Consider the following 19833-nt stretch of genomic DNA (forward strand, 5'->3'; position numbering starts at 1 on the left):
CAGTTGACAGGTCAACTTGTTCAGTATGGACGACACCGCCAACGTAGAAGTTATGCAAGAATCAGTGAGGTTTTGGACCTTCCGAATCTGATTGAAATTCAAACAGCTTCTTATCAATGGTTTCTAGATGTAGGTTTAAAGGAAATGTTCCAGGATATTTCTCCTATTGAGGATTTTACAGGTAATTTATCGTTAGAATTCATCGATTACAGCTTAGCTGAGCCGAAGTATTCTGTGGAAGAAACAAAAGAACGCGATGTTACGTATTCTGCACCACTTCGTGTGAAAGTGCGCCTTGTTAACAAAGAAACAGGGGAAGTGAAAGACCAGGATGTATTTATGGGTGACTTCCCGCTGATGACTGAAACAGGTACATTCGTCATCAATGGTGCTGAACGGGTAATTGTATCCCAATTAGTGCGCTCACCGAGTGTTTACTACAATGGGAAAATGGATAAAAATGGTAAGCTTGGATTCTCTGCGACCGTTATTCCTAACCGTGGCGCATGGCTCGAATATGAAACAGACGCCAAGGATGTTGTGTATGTTCGAATCGACCGCACCAGGAAATTACCGATCACGGTATTGATGCGTGCCCTTGGATTCGGAACAGATCAAGAAATCATCGATTTGATCGGAGACAACGAATACCTTCGCAACACTCTTGAAAAGGATAACACCGAGAGTGTGGAAAAAGCATTACTGGAAATCTATGAGCGTCTACGCCCAGGTGAACCGCCTACTGTCGAAAACGCGAAAAGTCTTTTAGTATCACGCTTTTTTGATCCAAAACGTTATGATTTAGCTAATGTAGGCCGTTATAAAATAAACAAAAAACTGCATATCAAGAACCGTTTATTCGGACAACGTATTGCAGAGACTTTGATTGATCCTGAAACAGGTGAAATCATCGTTGAAAAAGGTACAATGCTTGATCGTCGGACCCTTGATAGGATTCTGCCTCATATCGAAGCTGGAATCGGCTTCAAGACATTCCATCCATCAGGTGGTGTAGTGGAGGAGGAAACTCTTCTTCAACCTATTAAAGTGTTTGCACCAAACGATGCTGAAGGCGAAAAAGTGATCAATATCATCGGTAATGCCTATGTGACCGATCAGGTCAAAAACATTACACCGGCTGATATCATTTCTTCCATAAGTTATTTCTTTAACTTATTGCATGGTGTGGGAATCACGGATGACATTGACCATTTAGGTAACCGTCGTCTGCGTTCCGTTGGTGAATTGCTGCAAAACCAATTTAGAATTGGTTTATCCCGTATGGAGCGTGTTGTTCGTGAAAGAATGTCCATTCAGGATACGAATACAATCACTCCGCAGCAACTAATTAACATTCGTCCAGTTATTGCATCTATTAAAGAATTCTTTGGAAGCTCGCAGCTTTCCCAATTCATGGATCAAACGAACCCTTTGGCTGAATTGACGCATAAACGTCGTCTATCTGCATTGGGACCTGGTGGTCTGACACGTGAGCGTGCTGGCTTTGAAGTACGTGACGTTCATTATTCCCACTATGGCCGCATGTGTCCGATTGAAACGCCTGAGGGACCGAATATTGGATTGATTAACTCGTTATCCAGTTTTGCAAAGGTTAACCCATACGGCTTCATTGAAACACCATACCGTCGTGTGGACCCTGAAACAGGTAAAATTACAAGCCAAATCGATTACTTAACAGCTGATGAGGAAGATAATTATGTAGTTGCCCAAGCGAATGTACGACTGTCAGATGACGGCTCATTCCTTGATAATGATGTTGTTGCACGTTTTCGCGGTGAAAACACCGTTGTTCCGCGTGACCGCGTAGATTACATGGATGTATCTCCTAAACAAGTTGTATCAGCTGCGACTGCATGTATTCCTTTCTTGGAAAACGATGACTCCAACCGTGCCCTTATGGGAGCGAACATGCAACGTCAAGCAGTTCCTTTGCTTCAACCGGAAGCCCCTCGAGTCGGAACGGGTATGGAGTATGTTTCAGCGAAAGACTCCGGTGCTGCTGTAATCTGTAAACACCCTGGTATCGTAGAGCACGTTGAATCACGTGAAGTATGGGTACGTAGGGTAAGTGAAGTAGATGGACAGCAAGTAAAAGGAAATCTTGATAAATATCGTCTATTAAAATTCATTCGTTCCAACCAAGGAACGTGCTATAATCAACGCCCTATCGTCAGTGTTGGCGACAACGTCGTAAAAGGTGAAATTCTTGCTGATGGTCCTTCAATGGAAAAAGGTGAGTTGGCACTTGGACGTAACGTATTGGTTGCCTTCATGACATGGGATGGATATAACTATGAAGATGCCATCATCATGAGTGAACGTTTGGTTAAAGATGATGTGTACACTTCCATTCATATTGAAGAATATGAATCTGAATCACGCGATACAAAATTAGGGCCTGAAGAAATCACCCGCGATATCCCTAACGTAGGGGAAGATGCGCTTCGTAATCTTGATGAGCGCGGAATTATCCGTGTGGGTGCTGAAGTGAAAGACGGAGACCTCCTCGTTGGTAAAGTAACGCCTAAAGGTGTAACGGAACTGACTGCCGAGGAACGTCTATTACATGCAATCTTCGGTGAAAAAGCACGTGAAGTAAGGGATACATCACTTCGTGTACCTCACGGCGGCGGAGGAATCGTTCTTGATGTTAAAGTATTCAACAGAGAAGACGGCGATGAACTGCCTCCTGGTGTAAACCAACTCGCGCGTGTATATATCGTTCAAAAACGTAAAATCCATGAAGGCGATAAAATGGCTGGACGACATGGTAATAAAGGGGTAATCTCCAGGATTCTTCCTGAAGAAGATATGCCTTATTTACCGGATGGCACTCCAGTCGACATCATGTTAAACCCATTGGGTGTACCTTCACGTATGAACATCGGTCAGGTGCTGGAGCTTCACTTAGGTATGGCTGCACGCGCACTTGGCATCCATGTGGCATCTCCTGTATTCGATGGCGCTACTGAGGAAGATGTTTGGGGTACGATTGAAGAAGCCGGGATGTCCCGTGATGCAAAAACCGTCCTTTATGATGGCCGTTCAGGTGAAGCATTCGATAACCGTGTATCAGTTGGTGTCATGTATATGATCAAACTGGCACATATGGTCGATGATAAACTTCATGCACGTTCAACTGGTCCTTACTCCCTTGTTACGCAGCAACCACTTGGTGGTAAAGCGCAATTTGGTGGTCAGCGTTTCGGTGAGATGGAAGTATGGGCACTTGAAGCTTATGGTGCTGCTTATACATTACAAGAAATCCTAACCGTTAAATCAGATGATGTCGTGGGTCGTGTGAAAACGTACGAAGCGATTGTCAAAGGTGAAAATGTCCCTGAACCAGGCGTTCCTGAGTCCTTCAAAGTATTGATTAAGGAGCTTCAAAGTTTAGGATTGGATGTTAAAATCCTCAATGCCGAAGATCGTGAAATCGAAATGCGTGATTTGGAAGATGAAGATGAAGCCAACCAAGCAGACAAATTAAGCCTTGATTCAGAAACTAAAGATATGGTTGCTTCCGAAGTAGGGGCACCTGTCAAAGAATAAAATTAAATATAAACATATCTAGTTATATATCACCCGCTCTGACTGGCAGCAAGATGTTCATTTGAAGATCATGCTGCCTTGTTAGAGCCTTATTGATTCAATCAACCATCATCCGGTGTAAGATTGCCTGATATTTGACGGCAATCAAGGGTTAAACCTGGAGATTAAAAGGGAGGTAGGCCCCTTGTTAGACGTTAATAATTTTGAGTATATGAAAATTGGTCTTGCTTCACCAGACAAGATTCGTTCTTGGTCACATGGAGAAGTTAAAAAACCAGAAACAATCAACTATCGTACGCTAAAGCCAGAAAAAGACGGTTTATTCTGTGAGAGAATTTTTGGACCTCAAAAGGACTGGGAATGTCATTGCGGAAAATATAAACGTGTTCGTTATAAAGGCGTAGTCTGTGACCGTTGTGGCGTTGAAGTCACTCGTGCTAAGGTGCGTCGTGAGCGTATGGGTCATATTGAGCTGGCAGCTCCAGTTTCACACATATGGTATTTTAAAGGAATTCCTAGCCGTATGGGACTTGTACTTGACATGTCTCCACGGGCATTGGAAGAAGTTATTTACTTTGCATCTTACGTCGTAACTGAAACGGGCGATACAACTTTAGAAAAGAAACAGCTTCTTTCTGAAAAAGAATATCGTACATACCGTGAAAAATACGGTAAGAAATTCCAAGCTGCCATGGGTGCGGAAGCTATTAAAAAACTTTTACAAGATATTGATACGGAAAAGGAAGTAGAGTCGTTGAAAGAGGAGCTTAAAACAGCTCAAGGACAACGCAGAACCCGTGCAATCAAACGCTTGGAAGTGCTTGAAGCATTCCGTAACTCCGGAAATGAGCCTTCATGGATGATCCTTGACGTGCTTCCGGTCATTCCACCGGAACTTCGTCCTATGGTTCAACTTGATGGAGGACGTTTTGCCACATCTGATCTAAATGATTTATATCGCCGTGTTATCAACCGTAATAATCGTTTGAAAAGATTACTGGATCTTGGAGCACCAAGCATTATCGTTCAAAATGAGAAGCGTATGCTGCAAGAAGCTGTCGATGCTCTTATCGATAATGGCCGTCGCGGCCGTCCGGTAACTGGACCTGGTAACCGTCCGTTAAAATCTTTATCTCACATGTTAAAAGGTAAACAAGGTCGTTTCCGTCAAAACCTTCTTGGTAAACGTGTTGATTACTCTGGCCGTTCCGTTATCGTAGTAGGACCAAACTTAAAGATGTACCAATGTGGTCTTCCTAAAGAAATGGCGATTGAATTATTCAAACCATTCGTTATGAAGGAGCTTGTTCAAAGAGGCCTAGCGCATAACATCAAATCCGCTAAGCGCAAAATTGAACGTTTATCTCCTGAAATATGGGATGTGCTTGAAGAAGTTATTAGAGAACACCCAGTACTATTGAACCGTGCACCGACTCTTCATAGACTTGGTATCCAGGCGTTTGAACCAACGTTGGTTGAAGGTCGCGCAATTCGTTTGCATCCGCTCGTATGTACAGCTTACAACGCTGACTTTGACGGTGACCAAATGGCGGTCCACGTTCCTCTATCTTCTGAAGCCCAAGCCGAAGCACGCATGCTTATGCTTGCAGCACAGAACATTTTGAACCCTAAAGATGGTAAACCTGTCGTTACACCTTCTCAAGATATGGTATTAGGTAACTATTACTTAACATTGGAAAGAGAAGGCGCTATCGGCGAAGGTATGATCTTTAAAGATACAAGTGAAGCATTGCTTGCATACCAAAACGGATATGTACACTTACATTCCCGTTGTGCCGTACATGCATCATCACTGAATAATGAAACGTTCACTGAAGAACAAAACCGCCAGCTGCTTATTACCACTGTCGGTAAATTGATCTTCAATGAAATTTTACCAAAATCATTCCCGTATATTAACGAGCCGACACGATATAATTTGGAAACCAAAACTCCAGAGAAATATTTTGTGGAAAAAGGCGCTAATATCCCTGAATTGATTAAGGCTCAACCTGCTATCGATCCTTTCAAGAAAAAAATTCTTGGAAATATCATCGCAGAAGTCTTTAAACGCTTTAAAATTACCGAAACATCCAAAATGCTTGACCGGATGAAAGATCTTGGATTCAAATATTCGACAAAAGCCGGTATTACCGTTGGTGTGGCTGATATTGTCGTTTTAAAAGAAAAACAAGAAATCATTACTGAGGCTCAAACCAAAGTGGATAACGTCTTGAAACAGTTCAGACGTGGTCTAATTACAGAGGATGAGCGTTATGATCGCGTCATTTCCATCTGGAGTGCTGCCAAGGATACCATCCAGTCCAAACTTATGGACTCACTGGACCGACGCAACCCGATCTTCATGATGAGTGACTCCGGTGCCCGTGGTAATGCTTCCAACTTTACGCAGCTTGCGGGTATGCGTGGTTTGATGGCCAACCCGGCTGGACGAATCATTGAATTACCGATCAAATCAAGTTTCCGTGAAGGTTTAACAGTGTTGGAGTACTTCATCTCTACACATGGTGCGCGTAAAGGTCTTGCCGATACAGCCCTTAAAACAGCCGATTCCGGTTACCTTACGCGTCGACTTGTTGACGTTGCCCAAGATGTCATCATCCGTGATGACGATTGTGGTACGGACCGCGGCTTGAAAATTTCTGCCTTAAGAGAAGGTACTGAAATAATCGAGCATCTTGAAGAGCGCCTAGTGGGCCGTTATGCAAGAAAAGCGATCAAACATCCAGAAACAAATGAAGTAATCGTGGCTGAAAACGATCTTATTACTGAAGATCTTGCTAATTATATTGAATCACTTGGAATTGAAACAGCATGGATCCGTTCTGCCTTTACATGTAACACCAGCCATGGTGTATGTAAAAAATGTTATGGACGCAACTTGGCTACCGGTCAAGAAGTTGAAGTGGGCGAAGCAGTCGGTATTATTGCCGCTCAATCCATCGGAGAACCTGGTACACAGTTGACGATGCGTACATTCCATACAGGTGGGGTTGCCGGGGACGATATCACTCAAGGTCTTCCTCGTATCCAAGAAATATTTGAAGCGAGAAATCCTAAAGGTCAAGCTGTCATTTCTGAAATTGAAGGAACGATTGTTTCGATCAATGAAATTCGCGATAAACAACAGGAAATCGTCGTTCAGGGTGCTGTTGAATCACGCACGTATACTGCGCCGTACACAGCTCGTCTAAGAGTAACTGTTGATACACCTGTCCGTCGTGGTGAAGAGTTGACAGAGGGTTCCATCGATCCGAAAGAATTGCTGAAGGTTACAGACGTGCTTACTGTTCAGGAATACCTGCTTCATGAAGTTCAAAAAGTATACCGGATGCAAGGTGTTGAAATCGGAGATAAACATATCGAAGTAATGGTTAGACAAATGATGCGTAAAGTCCGTGTGCTTGATGCAGGAGAAACTGAAGTGCTTCCAGGAACATTATTGGATGTTAACCAGTTCACTACTGCAAACACTGATGCATTGCTGACCAATAAATTACCAGCAACAGGCCGCCCTGTATTGCTAGGTATCACAAAAGCATCTCTAGAAACGGATTCCTTCTTGTCCGCCGCGTCATTCCAAGAAACAACTAGGGTCTTGACTGATGCAGCAATAAAAGGAAAACGTGATGAATTGCTTGGACTTAAAGAAAATGTCATCATCGGTAAACTTGTCCCTGCAGGAACGGGAATGCTTAGATACAGAAAAGCAAACCCTGTCGTTGTTGGAGACGAAAATGCTGATGCAGTAACAGTGGATTAAAGGGAAAAGGACCAGCTCAATAATTTAAACTGAAAACCGCGCTCCTGTTTCCTATAGGAGCTGATGGATCAGAAGGTTATTGAGCTGGTCTATCTTATTACTCATGACCGGCTGAAAGGCACTATGAGAATTTGATATATTCCGTTTAGGCAAATTGATAATCTTAATAGAATTTTGTAAGGAAAACCTTTTGCTTGAATTATTTTTTTGAAAGAAGTTGACAGTATCCGACTAATAATGATACTATAGCAAAGGTGCTCCTATGTTACCCTGTAACTTTGGAGGATATGGACCATGTCTTATGAAAAAGTAATACAGGCAAAGTCAGTGATTATAGGGACGAAGCAAGCAGTTAGAGCTCTTAAAAACAATTTAATTCAAGAAGTTATCATCGCTGATGATGCAGATATATACTTGACTGGGCGTGTCGTTGAGACTGCCAAAGAATTGGATGTTCCTATCACATATGTTGATTCGATGAGAATGCTTGGCAAAGCATGTGGTATTGATGTCGGAGCAGCAACTGTTGCCATCAAAAAGTAAAGATGTTTTTGCAAATGTATTTGCAAAGACTTTGTTTTTACCCATTTATGAACCACCTGGATGTGTGGTACTAGAAATGAAAACGTGAAGGGAGGAAAAATGTAATGCCTACTATTAATCAATTAGTGCGTAAAGGACGCGAGTCTAAAGAGGTTAATTCAAAATCTCCAGCACTTAACAAAGGCTACAACAGCTTTAAAAAAGCACAAACTAACGTATCATCTCCGCAAAAACGTGGTGTTTGCACTCGTGTGGGTACTATGACACCGAAAAAACCAAACTCCGCGTTACGTAAATATGCGCGTGTACGTTTAACAAACGGTATCGAGGTAACAGCTTATATCCCAGGTATCGGTCACAACCTACAAGAACACAGCGTGGTTCTTATCCGTGGCGGTCGTGTAAAAGATTTACCAGGGGTACGTTACCATATCGTACGTGGTGCTCTTGATACAGCTGGAGTTAACAATCGTATGCAAGGCCGTTCTAAATACGGTACTAAGCGTCCGAAAGCAGCAAAAAAATAATCTTAAACAAAAATTGAACTTTCTTGAAAGGAGGAAATACAATGCCTCGTAAAGGACCTGTAACGAAAAGAGACGTATTACCAGATCCAATATATAATTCAAAACTTGTGACTCGCTTAATCAACAAATTAATGGTTGATGGACAAAGAGGTAAATCACAAAAAATTCTTTACTCTGCATTTGATTTAATCAAAGAACGTACTGGCAATGAGCCGATCGAAGTTTTCGATCAAGCACTTAAAAACATCATGCCTGTACTAGAAGTAAAAGCACGCCGTGTGGGTGGAGCTAACTACCAAGTACCAGTTGAGGTGCGTCCAGATCGCAAATCGACTCTAGGACTTCGTTGGTTAGTAAACTACTCTCGCCTTCGTGGAGAAAAAACGATGGAAGAGCGTTTAGCTTATGAAATCATGGATGCTGCAAACAATACTGGAGCAGCAGTTAAGAAACGTGAAGATACACACAAAATGGCTGAAGCCAACAAAGCTTTCGCACATTATCGCTGGTAAGATTAATCACTATAAAATCCTTATAGAAGGAAGGAGAAAGACAAATGGCAAGAGAGTTCTCCTTAGCAAACACTCGTAATATCGGTATCATGGCTCACATCGATGCTGGTAAAACGACAACAACAGAACGTGTTCTATATTACACTGGTAAAATCCATAAAATTGGTGAAACGCACGAAGGTGCATCTCAAATGGACTGGATGGAACAGGAACAAGAACGCGGAATCACGATCACTTCCGCTGCAACAACTGCACAGTGGAAAGGTCACCGTGTAAACATCATCGATACACCAGGACACGTAGACTTCACAGTTGAAGTTGAACGTTCTTTGCGCGTACTTGATGGAGCTGTAGCTGTACTTGATGCCCAATCAGGTGTTGAGCCTCAAACTGAAACAGTTTGGCGCCAAGCTACAACTTACGGTGTACCACGTGTCGTATTCGTAAACAAAATGGACAAAATCGGTGCAGATTTCTTGTATTCAGTTGGAACAATCCACGATCGTTTACAAGCTAACGCTCACCCAGTTCAGTTACCAATCGGAGCAGAGGATCAATTCTCTGCAATCATTGACCTTATTGAAATGAAAACTCATTTCTATGGTAATGACCTAGGAACTGACATCACTATCGGTGAAATTCCTGAAGAACACCGGGAATTAGCTGAAGAATACCGTGAAAAGCTAATTGAAGCAGTAGCGGAAGTTAATGAAGACTTAATGGAAAAATACCTTGGCGGCGAAGAAATCAGCATTGCTGAATTAAAAGCAGCTATTCGTACAGCAACCGTTAATGTTGAATTCTTCCCTGTTATTTGCGGATCAGCTTTCAAAAACAAAGGTGTTCAATTAATGCTTGATAACGTTATCGACTTCCTTCCATCTCCATTGGATGTACCAGCTATCAAAGGTACATTACCGGATTCAGAAGAAGAAGTGGAACGTCATTCAGACGATTCTGAACCGTTCTCTGCTTTAGCGTTTAAAGTTATGACTGACCCTTACGTTGGTAAACTTACATTCTTCCGTGTGTACTCAGGTACATTAGAATCAGGATCATATGTAATCAACTCAACTAAAGGAAAACGTGAACGTATTGGACGTATCCTTCAAATGCACGCAAACAGCCGTGAAGAAATCTCAACTGTATATGCAGGAGATATCGCAGCTGCTGTTGGATTGAAAGATACTACAACTGGAGATACTCTATGTGATGACAAGAATCAAGTAATTCTTGAGTCCATGGTATTCCCAGAGCCAGTTATCTCACTATCAGTTGAACCGAAATCAAAAGCAGACCAAGACAAAATGTCTCAAGCTTTACAAAAGCTTCAAGATGAAGATCCAACATTCCGTGCGCATACTGACCAAGAAACTGGTCAAACAATCATCGCTGGTATGGGTGAACTTCACTTGGACATCCTTGTTGACCGTATGCGTCGCGAATTCAAAGTGGAAGCAAACGTTGGTGCTCCTCAAGTAGCATACCGTGAAACTTTCCGTGGTTCAGCTAAAGTTGAAGGTAAATTCGTTCGCCAATCTGGTGGTCGTGGACAATTCGGACACGTATGGATCGAATTCGGTCCAAACGAAGAAGGTAAAGGATTCGAATTTGAAAATGCTATCGTCGGTGGTGTAGTACCACGTGAATATATCCCTGCTGTACAAGCTGGATTAGTTGATTCACTTGACCGTGGTGTACTTGCTGGTTACCCGCTAGTCGACATCAAAGCAAAATTATTTGACGGATCTTACCATGACGTTGACTCCAATGAAATGGCATTTAAAATCGCTGCATCTATGGCACTTAAAAATGCAGCATCTAAATGTAGTCCTGTCATCCTTGAACCTATCATGAAAGTAGAAGTAGTTATTCCAGAAGATTACCTAGGCGACATCATGGGAGATATCACATCTCGTCGTGGTCGTGTAGAAGGTATGGAAGCTCGCGGTAACACGCAAATGGTTAAAGCGATGGTTCCTCTATCTGAAATGTTCGGATATGCTACATCTTTACGTTCTAACACTCAAGGACGCGGAACATTCTCTATGCACTTCGATCATTATGAAGAAGTACCTAAGAGCATTTCTGAAGAAATCATCAAAAAAAATAAAGGTGAATAATTGATTTTCATCTCTTATTAAAGTATAACTATCTTATGTAAGCTGTGATGGAAGAATTAGTCTTCTTTCACAGCCCCTATATACTTAATCTTTTATTTATAATTTTAAGGAGGAATTCCTAATGGGAAAAGCTAAATTTGATCGTTCAAAACCGCACGTTAACGTTGGAACAATTGGTCACGTTGACCATGGTAAAACAACTCTAACTGCTGCAATCACAACTGTACTTGCTAAATCTGGTGGCGCAGAAGCTCGCGCTTATGACCAAATCGATGGTGCTCCAGAAGAAAGAGAACGTGGTATCACAATCTCTACTGCACACGTTGAGTATGAAACAGCTACTCGTCACTATGCACACGTTGACTGCCCAGGACATGCTGACTATGTTAAAAACATGATCACTGGTGCTGCACAAATGGACGGCGGAATCCTAGTAGTATCTGCTGCTGATGGCCCAATGCCACAAACTCGTGAGCACATCCTTCTTTCTCGTCAAGTTGGTGTACCATACCTAGTAGTATTCATGAACAAATGCGACATGGTAGATGACGAAGAACTTCTTGAATTAGTAGAAATGGAAATCCGTGATCTTTTATCTGAATACGAATTCCCTGGCGATGACATTCCAGTTATCAAAGGATCTGCTTTAAAAGCTCTTCAAGGAGAAGCTGCTTGGGAAGAAAAAATCCATGAATTAATGACAGCTGTTGACGAGTACATCCCAGAACCAACTCGTGACACTGACAAACCATTCATGATGCCAGTTGAGGATGTATTCTCAATCACTGGTCGTGGAACAGTTGCTACTGGTCGTGTTGAGCGTGGACAAGTTAAAGTCGGTGACGTTGTTGACATCATCGGTTTCAACGAAGAGTCTAAACCAACAACTGTAACTGGTGTTGAAATGTTCCGTAAACTTCTTGACTATGCTGAAGCTGGTGACAACATCGGTGCACTTCTTCGTGGTGTATCCCGTGAAGATATCCAACGTGGACAAGTTCTTGCTAAACCAAGCACAATCACTCCACACACAAAGTTCAAAGCTGAAGTTTATGTTCTTTCTAAAGAAGAAGGTGGACGTCACACTCCATTCTTTACAAACTACCGTCCTCAGTTCTACTTCCGTACAACTGACGTAACTGGTATTTGTAACCTTCCTGAAGGCGTAGAAATGGTTATGCCTGGAGACAACATCGAAATGACTGTAGAACTTATCGCTCCAATCGCTATCGAAGAAGGTACTAAATTCTCTATCCGTGAGGGTGGACGTACTGTAGGCGCTGGCGTAGTTGCTACAATCCAAGAATAATTGATTGATAAAACAATATTGGAAGGGACGCCTTCCGGGAGAAGCAGATGGGACGCCATCTGCTTCTTTTTTTTTTCTTATTAATATTGAATCTTTCTTCTATAATACCTGTAAATAATGAAGTGTATTTAATGGGTATCATGAAGATTATTGAATTGAAGAAAATGGATATGAAAGACCTCATAGAATGTACTTGTAAATACTTGTGATAGTATGTATAATAATAAAAGTGTGCTGCACAAGAAATATTCAAGTTTAACTTGCATCTAACTTGTGTTTTATGTATAATAGACAATGTTGGTCTTTGACTGCGATGATATGGAAGGTTGCTGACACACCCGGCCGCTTTGCCATGGCGAGTGTGTGGGAAATTTCCATTGAGAAGGTCTATTTCAAAATAGGCGAAAAGGAGGGAAAATTATGGCAAAACAAAAAATTCGTATCCGTTTAAAAGCATATGATCACAGAATTCTTGATCAATCTGCTGAGAAAATTGTTGAAACTGCAAAACGTTCTGGTGCGGCTGTATCTGGTCCAATTCCATTACCTACTGAAAGATCGGTATATACGATCCTACGTGCGGTTCATAAATACAAAGATTCTCGTGAACAATTCGAAATGCGTACGCATAAACGTCTAATCGACATCGTTAATCCAACTCCACAAACAGTTGATTCATTGATGCGTTTAGATTTACCATCAGGCGTTGACATTGAAATCAAATTATAATTCATATAAATATGAACAATTACTCTAGGAGGTGTGACTTATGACCAAAGGAATCTTAGGAAGAAAAATCGGTATGACTCAAGTTTTTGCTGAAAACGGTGAACTTATTCCGGTAACAGTTATCGAAGCTGCTAATAACGTGGTTCTTCAAAAGAAAACTGTTGAAACTGATGGCTATGAAGCAGTTCAAGTTGGTTTTGAAAACAAACGTGAAAAGCTTTCTAACAAACCTGAAAAGGGCCATGTTGAAAAAGCAAATACTACTCCTAAGCGCTTCATTCGCGAATTCCGCGGAACGGATCTTACTGAATATGAGATCGGTCAAGAAGTCAATGTAAGTATTTTCGCTGAAGGCGATTTAGTAGATGTATCAGGAATTTCAAAAGGTAAAGGATTCCAAGGCTCTATCAAGCGTCATGGACAATCTCGCGGACCTATGTCTCATGGTTCTCGTTACCACCGTCGCCCAGGTTCAATGGGTCCTGTAGCTCCAAACCGCGTATTCAAAGGTAAACTTTTACCAGGACGTATGGGTGGAGAGCAAATCACTGTTCAAAACTTAGCTATCGTTAAAGTTGATGTTGAACGTAACCTACTATTGATCAAAGGTAATGTACCTGGTGCTAGAAAAGCATTGATCAAAGTTAAAACTGCTGTTAAAGCAAAGTAATTTCTGAGAAAGGAGGAGCAATAGAATGCCAAAAGTTACATTGTTCAACCAAACAGGTTCACAAGTTGGCGACATCGAACTAAATGAATCCATCTTTGGTATCGAACCTAATAATCACGTATTATTTGAAGCAATCATCATGCAACGAGCTTCCTTACGTCAAGGAACTCATAAAGTTAAAAACCGTTCTGAAGTTGCAGGCGGTGGACGTAAACCTTGGAAACAAAAAGGAACTGGACGTGCGCGTCAAGGTTCTATCCGTTCTCCACAATGGCGTGGCGGTGGCGTTGTTTTTGGACCAACTCCAAGATCTTACGCTTACAAGCTACCTAAAAAGGTACGTCGTTTAGCTATTAAATCTGCATTGTCTGCAAAGGCATTGGAAGAGAACATTTTGGTACTTGAAAGCTTGTCTTTCGAAGCTCCAAAAACAAAAGAGTTTGTAGCTGTACTTAAAAACCTTTCTGTTGATACTAAAACGTTGGTAGTTACTGACGGTTTAGATGAGAAAGTTGCTCTTTCTGCACGTAACATCCCTGGTGTTACTGTAGTTGAAGCTGATGGTCTTAATGTTCTTGATGTTGTTTCACACAACAAATTGATCTTGACTAAATCAGCTGTCGAAAAAGTAGAGGAGGTGCTTGCATAATGGATGCACGCGATATCATTAAGCGCCCCGTAATCACTGAACGCTCTTCAGACATAATGGCTGAAAAGAAATATACTTTTGAAGTTGATGTTAGAGCTAATAAAACTCAAGTTAAAGATGCTGTTCAAGAAATTTTCGGCGTTAAAGTTGAGAAAGTAAACATCATGAACTACAAAGGTAAATTCAAACGCATGGGCAAACATGCAGGCTATACTAACAAGCGCCGTAAAGCTATTGTTAAATTAACTGCTGACAGCAAAGAAATCGAGCTATTCGAGGCTTAATTCATTAGAGAAGGAGGGAAATACAAATGGCGATTAAGAAGTATAAACCTACCTCTAACGGTCGACGTAATATGACAACTTCCGATTTTGCTGAGATCACTACAGACAAACCGGAAAAATCATTACTTGCTCCTTTACACAGCAAAGGCGGCCGTAATAACCAAGGTAAGTTAACAGTTCGTCATCAAGGTGGCGGCCACAAGCGTCAATACCGTATCATCGATTTCAAACGGAATAAAGATGGTATACCAGGACGCGTTGCTACTATTGAGTACGATCCAAATCGTTCTGCAAACATTGCATTAATTAATTACGTTGATGGAGAAAAACGTTATATCCTAGCTCCGAAAAACCTAGAAGTAGGTTTGGAAGTTATGTCAGGTCCAGAAGCTGACATCAAAGTGGGTAACGCACTTCCTCTTATTAACATCCCAGTTGGTACAGTAATTCATAACATCGAACTTAAACCAGGAAAAGGTGGACAATTAGTCCGTTCAGCAGGAACATCTGCTCAAGTACTTGGTAAAGAAGGTCGTTATGTACTTGTACGTTTAAACTCAGGTGAGGTTCGTATGATTCTTGCTACTTGCCGTGCTTCAATCGGTCAAGTTGGTAATGAACAACATGAACTTATCAACATTGGTAAAGCTGGCCGTAACCGTTGGTTAGGTAAACGCCCAACAGTTCGTGGATCTGTAATGAACCCGAATGATCACCCACACGGTGGTGGTGAAGGTAAAGCGCCAATCGGACGTAAATCACCAATGTCTCCATGGGGTAAACCTACTCTTGGATTCAAAACTCGTAAGAAGAAAAACAAATCCGATAAATTTATCGTACGTCGTCGTAAAAAATAACGGGATTGAGCTACGGTTCATATATAGAACCGTAGAACAGTCACGAAGGGAGGTACTCGCATGGGTCGTAGCTTAAAAAAAGGGCCTTTTGTTGATGATCATTTATTGGTAAAAGTTGAAAAATTAAATGAAGCTGACAAGAAACAGGTAGTAAAAACTTGGTCTCGTCGCTCAACAATCTTCCCGCAATTCATCGGACACACAATCGCCGTTTATGACGGTCGTAAGCATGTGCCGGTTTATGTAACAGAAGATATGGTAGGTCACAAACTAGGCGAATTCGCGCCTACACGCACTTATAAAGGTCACGCAAGTGATGACAAGAAAACAAGACGTTAATGAGAGGAGGGCATCTCATGCAAGCTAAAGCTGTCGCTAAAACAGTTCGTATTGCTCCTCGTAAAGTGCGTTTAGTCGCAGATTTAATTCGAGGAAAACAAGTAGGTGAAGCAGTAGCGATTCTTCGCTTAACACCAAAATCTGCTTCTCCAGTCGTAGAAAAAATTCTGAAATCTGCTATCGCAAATGCAGAACATAACTACGAAATGGATATTAATAACCTAGTCGTTTCAGAGGCATACGTTAACGAAGGACCAACATTAAAACGTTTCCGTCCTCGCGCTCAAGGTCGTGCGAGTGCAATTAACAAACGTACTAGTCATATTACAATCGTTGTATCAGAAAAGAAGGAGGGGTAATCTGTGGGTCAAAAGGTAAATCCAATCGGTATGCGTATCGGGATAATCCGTGACTGGGAATCCAAATGGTACGCTGATAAAGACTACGCAGTTCTTTTGCATGAAGACATCAAAGTTCGTGAATATATCGCGAAACGTCTAAATGATGCTTCTGTTTCAAAAGTTGAAATCGAGCGTGCAGCTAACCGTATCAATGTATCTGTCCACACTGCTAAACCAGGAATGGTTATCGGTAAAGGCGGTACTGAGGTCGAAGCACTTCGTAAAGCTTTGAACCAGTTGACTGGCAAAAGAGTTCATATCAATATCATCGAAATTAAAAGAGCAGATCTTGATGCAAAATTAGTTGCAGAAAACATCGCTCGTCAATTAGAAAACCGTGTTTCATTCCGTCGCGCTCAAAAGCAAGCTATCCAACGTACTATGCGTTCTGGAGCAAAAGGAATCAAAACACAAGTTTCTGGTCGTCTTGGCGGTGCTGATATTGCTCGTGCTGAACATTACAGCGAAGGAACAGTTCCACTTCACACACTTCGTGCAGACATAGATTATGCTCATGCTGAAGCAGATACTACTTACGGTAAGCTAGGCGTGAAAGTTTGGATCTACCGTGGAGAAGTTCTTCCTACTAAGAAGAAATCTGAGGAAGGAGGAAAATAATATGTTATTGCCAAAACGCGTAAAATACCGTCGTGAACACCGCGGTAAGATGAGAGGGATGGCTAAAGGCGGCACTGAAGTTCATTTCGGAGAATTTGGACTTCAAGCTCAAGAAGCTTCCTGGATCACGAACCGTCAAATCGAAGCAGCTCGTATTGCGATGACTCGTTATATGAAACGTGGAGGGAAAGTTTGGATCAAAATCTTCCCAAGCAAACCTTACACAGCTAAGCCGCTTGAAGTACGGATGGGTTCCGGTAAAGGTGCTCCTGAAGGTTGGGTAGCAGTAGTTAAACCGGGCAAAGTTATGTTTGAAATCTCTGGTGTATCTGAAGAGGTGGCAAGAGAAGCATTGCGCCTTGCAGCACACAAACTTCCAATCAAATGCAAGTTTGTAAAAAGAGAGGAAATTGGTGGTGAAACAAATGAAAGCTAATGAAATCAAAGATCTAACCACTGCTGAAATTGAACAAAAACTAAAATCTCTTAAAGAAGAACTATTTAATCTTCGTTTCCAGTTAGCTACTGGACAACTTGAAAATACAGCTCGCATCCGTGAAGTTCGCAAATCGATTGCTCGTATGAAAACAGTTGTTCGTCAAAGAGAGATCGGTGTCACTAATCGATAATGAATGGAGGTTTGCAGAATGAGCGAACGCAACCAACGCAAAATCTACACTGGACGCGTAGTATCCGACAAAATGGATAAAACAGTTACAGTTGTTGTAGAAACCTATAAAAAGCATTCTTTATACGGTAAACGCGTGAAATACTCTAAAAAGTTTAAAGCTCATGACGAGCTAAACGAAGCTAAAGCAGGCGACGTAGTACGTATCATGGAAACTCGTCCACTTTCAGCTACAAAACGCTTCCGTCTTGTAGAAGTAGTAGAAAAAGCAGTAATCATTTAATATAGTTCGGATTAAGCTAATTCCGAAGGGAGGTACCGTACATGATTCAACAAGAATCTCGTTTAAAAGTCGCTGACAATTCTGGTGCTCGTGAAGTGCTAACAATTAAAGTCCTAGGTGGTTCTGGCCGTAAAACTGCAAACATCGGTGATATCATCGTTTGTACAGTCAAACAGGCAACACCAGGAGGCGTTGTTAAAAAAGGTGAAGTCGTTAAGGCTGTTGTTGTCCGTACAAAACGTGGTATGCGTCGTCCTGACGGTTCTTACATTCGTTTCGATGAAAACGCATGTGTAATTATCCGTGACGATAAGAGCCCACGTGGAACGCGTATTTTTGGACCTGTTGCTCGTGAATTACGTGACAATAGTTTCATGAAAATCGTTTCTCTTGCTCCAGAAGTTCTATAATATGTAAAATTTGTATAAAGCCTTTCAAGGAGGTGCCAAGCTAATGCATGTTAAAAAAGGTGACAAAGTCGTAGTCATCTCTGGTAAGGACAAAGGCAAACAAGGAACAATTCTTTCTGCATATCCGAAACAAAATCGTGTGCTTGTTGAAGGAATTAACATCGTGAAAAAGCATTCCAAGCCATCTCAACTTAATCCACAAGGTGGAATTATAAGCAAAGAAGCTGCTATTCACGTATCCAATGTAATGCCACTTGATCCTAAATCAGGTAAACCGACTCGTGTTGGATATAAGATCGAAAATGGTAAAAAAGTACGCGTAGCTAAAATATCAGGTGAATCTTTAGATAAATAAGTCATAAATGAAGGGAGGTACACTAAGCAATGAGCCGCCTTAAAGAAAAATTCAGAAGTGAAATTACACCGTCATTGATGGGTAAATTCAACTATCAATCAGTAATGCAAGTACCAAACATTGAGAAAATCGTTATTAACATGGGTGTGGGTGACGCAGTTTCTAACTCGAAAGCTTTAGATACAGCTGTTGAAGAACTTACATTGATCACTGGTCAAAAACCAGTTATAACAAAAGCAAAAAAATCAATCGCAGGTTTCCGTTTGCGTGAAGGTATGCCTATCGGAGCGAAAGTTACATTACGTGGAGAGCGTATGTATCAATTCCTTGATAAGCTAGTATCTGTATCTTTACCGCGTGTACGTGATTTCCGCGGCGTTTCAAAGAAATCCTTTGACGGACGTGGGAACTATACATTAGGCGTTAAAGAACAACTTATCTTCCCTGAGATTGATTACGATAAAGTGAGCAAAGTTCGTGGTATGGACATCGTTATCGTAACGACTGCCAACACTGACGAAGAAGCTCGTGAACTACTTACTCAAGTTGGAATGCCGTTCCAAAAGTAATCTCTAAATAAAGGGAGGCGAAATCGTGGCTAAAAAGTCTATGATCGTAAAGCAAAAACGCGAACAGAAGTTTAAAGTACAAGAATATACACGTTGCGAACGTTGCGGACGTCCACATTCAGTACTACGTAAATTTAAACTTTGTCGTATTTGTTTCCGCGAACTTGCATATAAAGGACAAATTCCTGGCGTTAAAAAAGCTAGCTGGTAAAACCCGAGTTTGGGAAGGAGGTAAAATATAATGGTCATGACAGATCCTATTGCAGATATGCTTACTCGCATCCGTAATGCGAATATGGTTCGTCACGAAAAACTGGAAGTTCCTGCTTCAAAGATCAAAAAGGAAATTGCTGAGATCTTAAAAAGTGAAGGCTTCGTACGTGACTTTGAATTAATCGAAGACAACAAACAAGGTATCATCCGTATCTTCTTAAAATACGGTGCAAACAACGAACGTGTTATCACTGGTCTAAAACGTATCAGCAAACCTGGTTTGCGTGTATATGCAAAAACTGGAGAGGTACCACGCGTTCTTAACGGTTTAGGTATCGCAATTGTTTCTACTTCTCACGGAGTTTTAACAGACAAGGAAGCTCGCTCTAAACAAGTTGGCGGAGAAGTTTTAGCATACGTTTGGTAATACATTTTCACAAGAATGGAGGTGCACATT

General features: G+C 41.5%; 23 protein-coding genes. All 23 read left to right on the forward strand.

Annotation, left to right across the window (positions count from 1 at the left end; all coding sequences use genetic code 11):
- The first annotated feature begins 3 nt into the window (after positions 1-3).
- The 23 genes from rpoB to rpsH all read left to right on the forward strand — a co-directional run bounded on the left by rpoB (position 4) and on the right by rpsH (position 19803).
- The gene (gene rpoB, locus LQ188_RS24980; protein WP_230178745.1) at positions 4-3573 is read left to right on the forward strand and encodes a DNA-directed RNA polymerase subunit beta; all 3570 of its coding nucleotides are present in this window, start codon (positions 4-6) and stop codon (positions 3571-3573) included.
- A 184-nt stretch (positions 3574-3757) separates the two neighbouring features.
- Complete coding sequence (gene rpoC / locus LQ188_RS24985) at positions 3758-7357, forward strand: DNA-directed RNA polymerase subunit beta' (RefSeq protein WP_230178746.1); 3600 nt, start codon at positions 3758-3760, stop codon at positions 7355-7357.
- A gap of 294 nt (positions 7358-7651) precedes the next feature.
- Entirely contained in the window at positions 7652-7900 is a 249-nt protein-coding gene (locus LQ188_RS24990; RefSeq protein ID WP_034305040.1) for a 50S ribosomal protein L7ae-like protein, read from the forward strand.
- A 104-nt stretch (positions 7901-8004) separates the two neighbouring features.
- Entirely contained in the window at positions 8005-8427 is a 423-nt protein-coding gene (gene rpsL, locus LQ188_RS24995; protein WP_034305038.1) for a 30S ribosomal protein S12, read from the forward strand.
- A gap of 41 nt (positions 8428-8468) precedes the next feature.
- A complete protein-coding gene (rpsG, locus tag LQ188_RS25000) occupies positions 8469-8939 on the forward strand; it encodes a 30S ribosomal protein S7 (protein ID WP_048677878.1) in 471 nt (156 codons plus the stop codon).
- A gap of 44 nt (positions 8940-8983) precedes the next feature.
- A complete protein-coding gene (fusA, locus tag LQ188_RS25005) occupies positions 8984-11062 on the forward strand; it encodes an elongation factor G (RefSeq protein ID WP_101225871.1) in 2079 nt (692 codons plus the stop codon).
- A 121-nt stretch (positions 11063-11183) separates the two neighbouring features.
- Entirely contained in the window at positions 11184-12371 is a 1188-nt protein-coding gene (tuf, locus tag LQ188_RS25010) for an elongation factor Tu (protein WP_054398381.1), read from the forward strand.
- A gap of 420 nt (positions 12372-12791) precedes the next feature.
- Entirely contained in the window at positions 12792-13100 is a 309-nt protein-coding gene (gene rpsJ / locus LQ188_RS25015; RefSeq protein WP_019244375.1) for a 30S ribosomal protein S10, read from the forward strand.
- A 40-nt stretch (positions 13101-13140) separates the two neighbouring features.
- The gene (rplC, locus tag LQ188_RS25020) at positions 13141-13770 is read left to right on the forward strand and encodes a 50S ribosomal protein L3 (protein ID WP_034305028.1); all 630 of its coding nucleotides are present in this window, start codon (positions 13141-13143) and stop codon (positions 13768-13770) included.
- A 25-nt stretch (positions 13771-13795) separates the two neighbouring features.
- Entirely contained in the window at positions 13796-14419 is a 624-nt protein-coding gene (rplD, locus tag LQ188_RS25025; protein WP_034305025.1) for a 50S ribosomal protein L4, read from the forward strand.
- Complete coding sequence (gene rplW, locus LQ188_RS25030; protein WP_034305023.1) at positions 14419-14703, forward strand: 50S ribosomal protein L23; 285 nt, start codon at positions 14419-14421, stop codon at positions 14701-14703. Before rplD ends, rplW begins: the two co-directional genes overlap by 1 nt.
- A 26-nt stretch (positions 14704-14729) precedes the next feature.
- Positions 14730-15560 (forward strand): 50S ribosomal protein L2, encoded by an 831-nt coding sequence (rplB, locus tag LQ188_RS25035; RefSeq protein ID WP_034305021.1) that lies wholly within the window; start codon positions 14730-14732, stop codon positions 15558-15560.
- Positions 15561-15620: 60 nt separating this feature from the next.
- Positions 15621-15899 carry a 30S ribosomal protein S19 gene (rpsS, locus tag LQ188_RS25040; RefSeq protein ID WP_034305018.1) on the forward strand — a complete coding sequence of 93 codons (279 nt, stop codon included), beginning with the start codon at positions 15621-15623 and terminating at the stop codon, positions 15897-15899.
- 17 nt (positions 15900-15916) lie between these two features.
- Positions 15917-16258 (forward strand): 50S ribosomal protein L22, encoded by a 342-nt coding sequence (gene rplV, locus LQ188_RS25045; RefSeq protein ID WP_034305017.1) that lies wholly within the window; start codon positions 15917-15919, stop codon positions 16256-16258.
- Between the two features lie 3 nt (positions 16259-16261).
- Entirely contained in the window at positions 16262-16918 is a 657-nt protein-coding gene (gene rpsC / locus LQ188_RS25050) for a 30S ribosomal protein S3 (RefSeq protein WP_034305014.1), read from the forward strand.
- 1 nt (position 16919) lies between these two features.
- Entirely contained in the window at positions 16920-17354 is a 435-nt protein-coding gene (gene rplP, locus LQ188_RS25055) for a 50S ribosomal protein L16 (protein ID WP_034305012.1), read from the forward strand.
- Positions 17344-17547, forward strand: a complete 204-nt coding sequence (rpmC, locus tag LQ188_RS25060) for a 50S ribosomal protein L29 (protein ID WP_034305010.1) — start codon at positions 17344-17346, stop codon at positions 17545-17547. Before rplP ends, rpmC begins: the two co-directional genes overlap by 11 nt.
- A gap of 18 nt (positions 17548-17565) precedes the next feature.
- On the forward strand, positions 17566-17829 hold the full coding sequence (rpsQ, locus tag LQ188_RS25065; RefSeq protein WP_048677887.1) for a 30S ribosomal protein S17: 264 nt from the start codon (positions 17566-17568) through the stop codon (positions 17827-17829).
- 41 nt (positions 17830-17870) lie between these two features.
- A complete protein-coding gene (rplN, locus tag LQ188_RS25070) occupies positions 17871-18239 on the forward strand; it encodes a 50S ribosomal protein L14 (protein ID WP_034305005.1) in 369 nt (122 codons plus the stop codon).
- Between the two features lie 43 nt (positions 18240-18282).
- The gene (rplX, locus tag LQ188_RS25075; RefSeq protein ID WP_034305002.1) at positions 18283-18594 is read left to right on the forward strand and encodes a 50S ribosomal protein L24; all 312 of its coding nucleotides are present in this window, start codon (positions 18283-18285) and stop codon (positions 18592-18594) included.
- A gap of 29 nt (positions 18595-18623) precedes the next feature.
- Positions 18624-19163 carry a 50S ribosomal protein L5 gene (gene rplE / locus LQ188_RS25080; RefSeq protein WP_034305000.1) on the forward strand — a complete coding sequence of 180 codons (540 nt, stop codon included), beginning with the start codon at positions 18624-18626 and terminating at the stop codon, positions 19161-19163.
- A gap of 25 nt (positions 19164-19188) precedes the next feature.
- Entirely contained in the window at positions 19189-19374 is a 186-nt protein-coding gene (locus LQ188_RS25085) for a type Z 30S ribosomal protein S14 (RefSeq protein ID WP_034304998.1), read from the forward strand.
- Positions 19375-19404: 30 nt separating this feature from the next.
- Positions 19405-19803, forward strand: coding sequence for a 30S ribosomal protein S8 (gene rpsH / locus LQ188_RS25090; protein WP_034304995.1), 399 nt, complete (start codon positions 19405-19407; stop codon positions 19801-19803).
- The last annotated feature ends 30 nt before the right edge of the window (positions 19804-19833 follow it).

Source organism: Peribacillus sp. Bi134 (assembly GCF_918698065.1).
Classification (GTDB): Bacteria; Bacillota; Bacilli; order Bacillales; family DSM-1321; genus Peribacillus.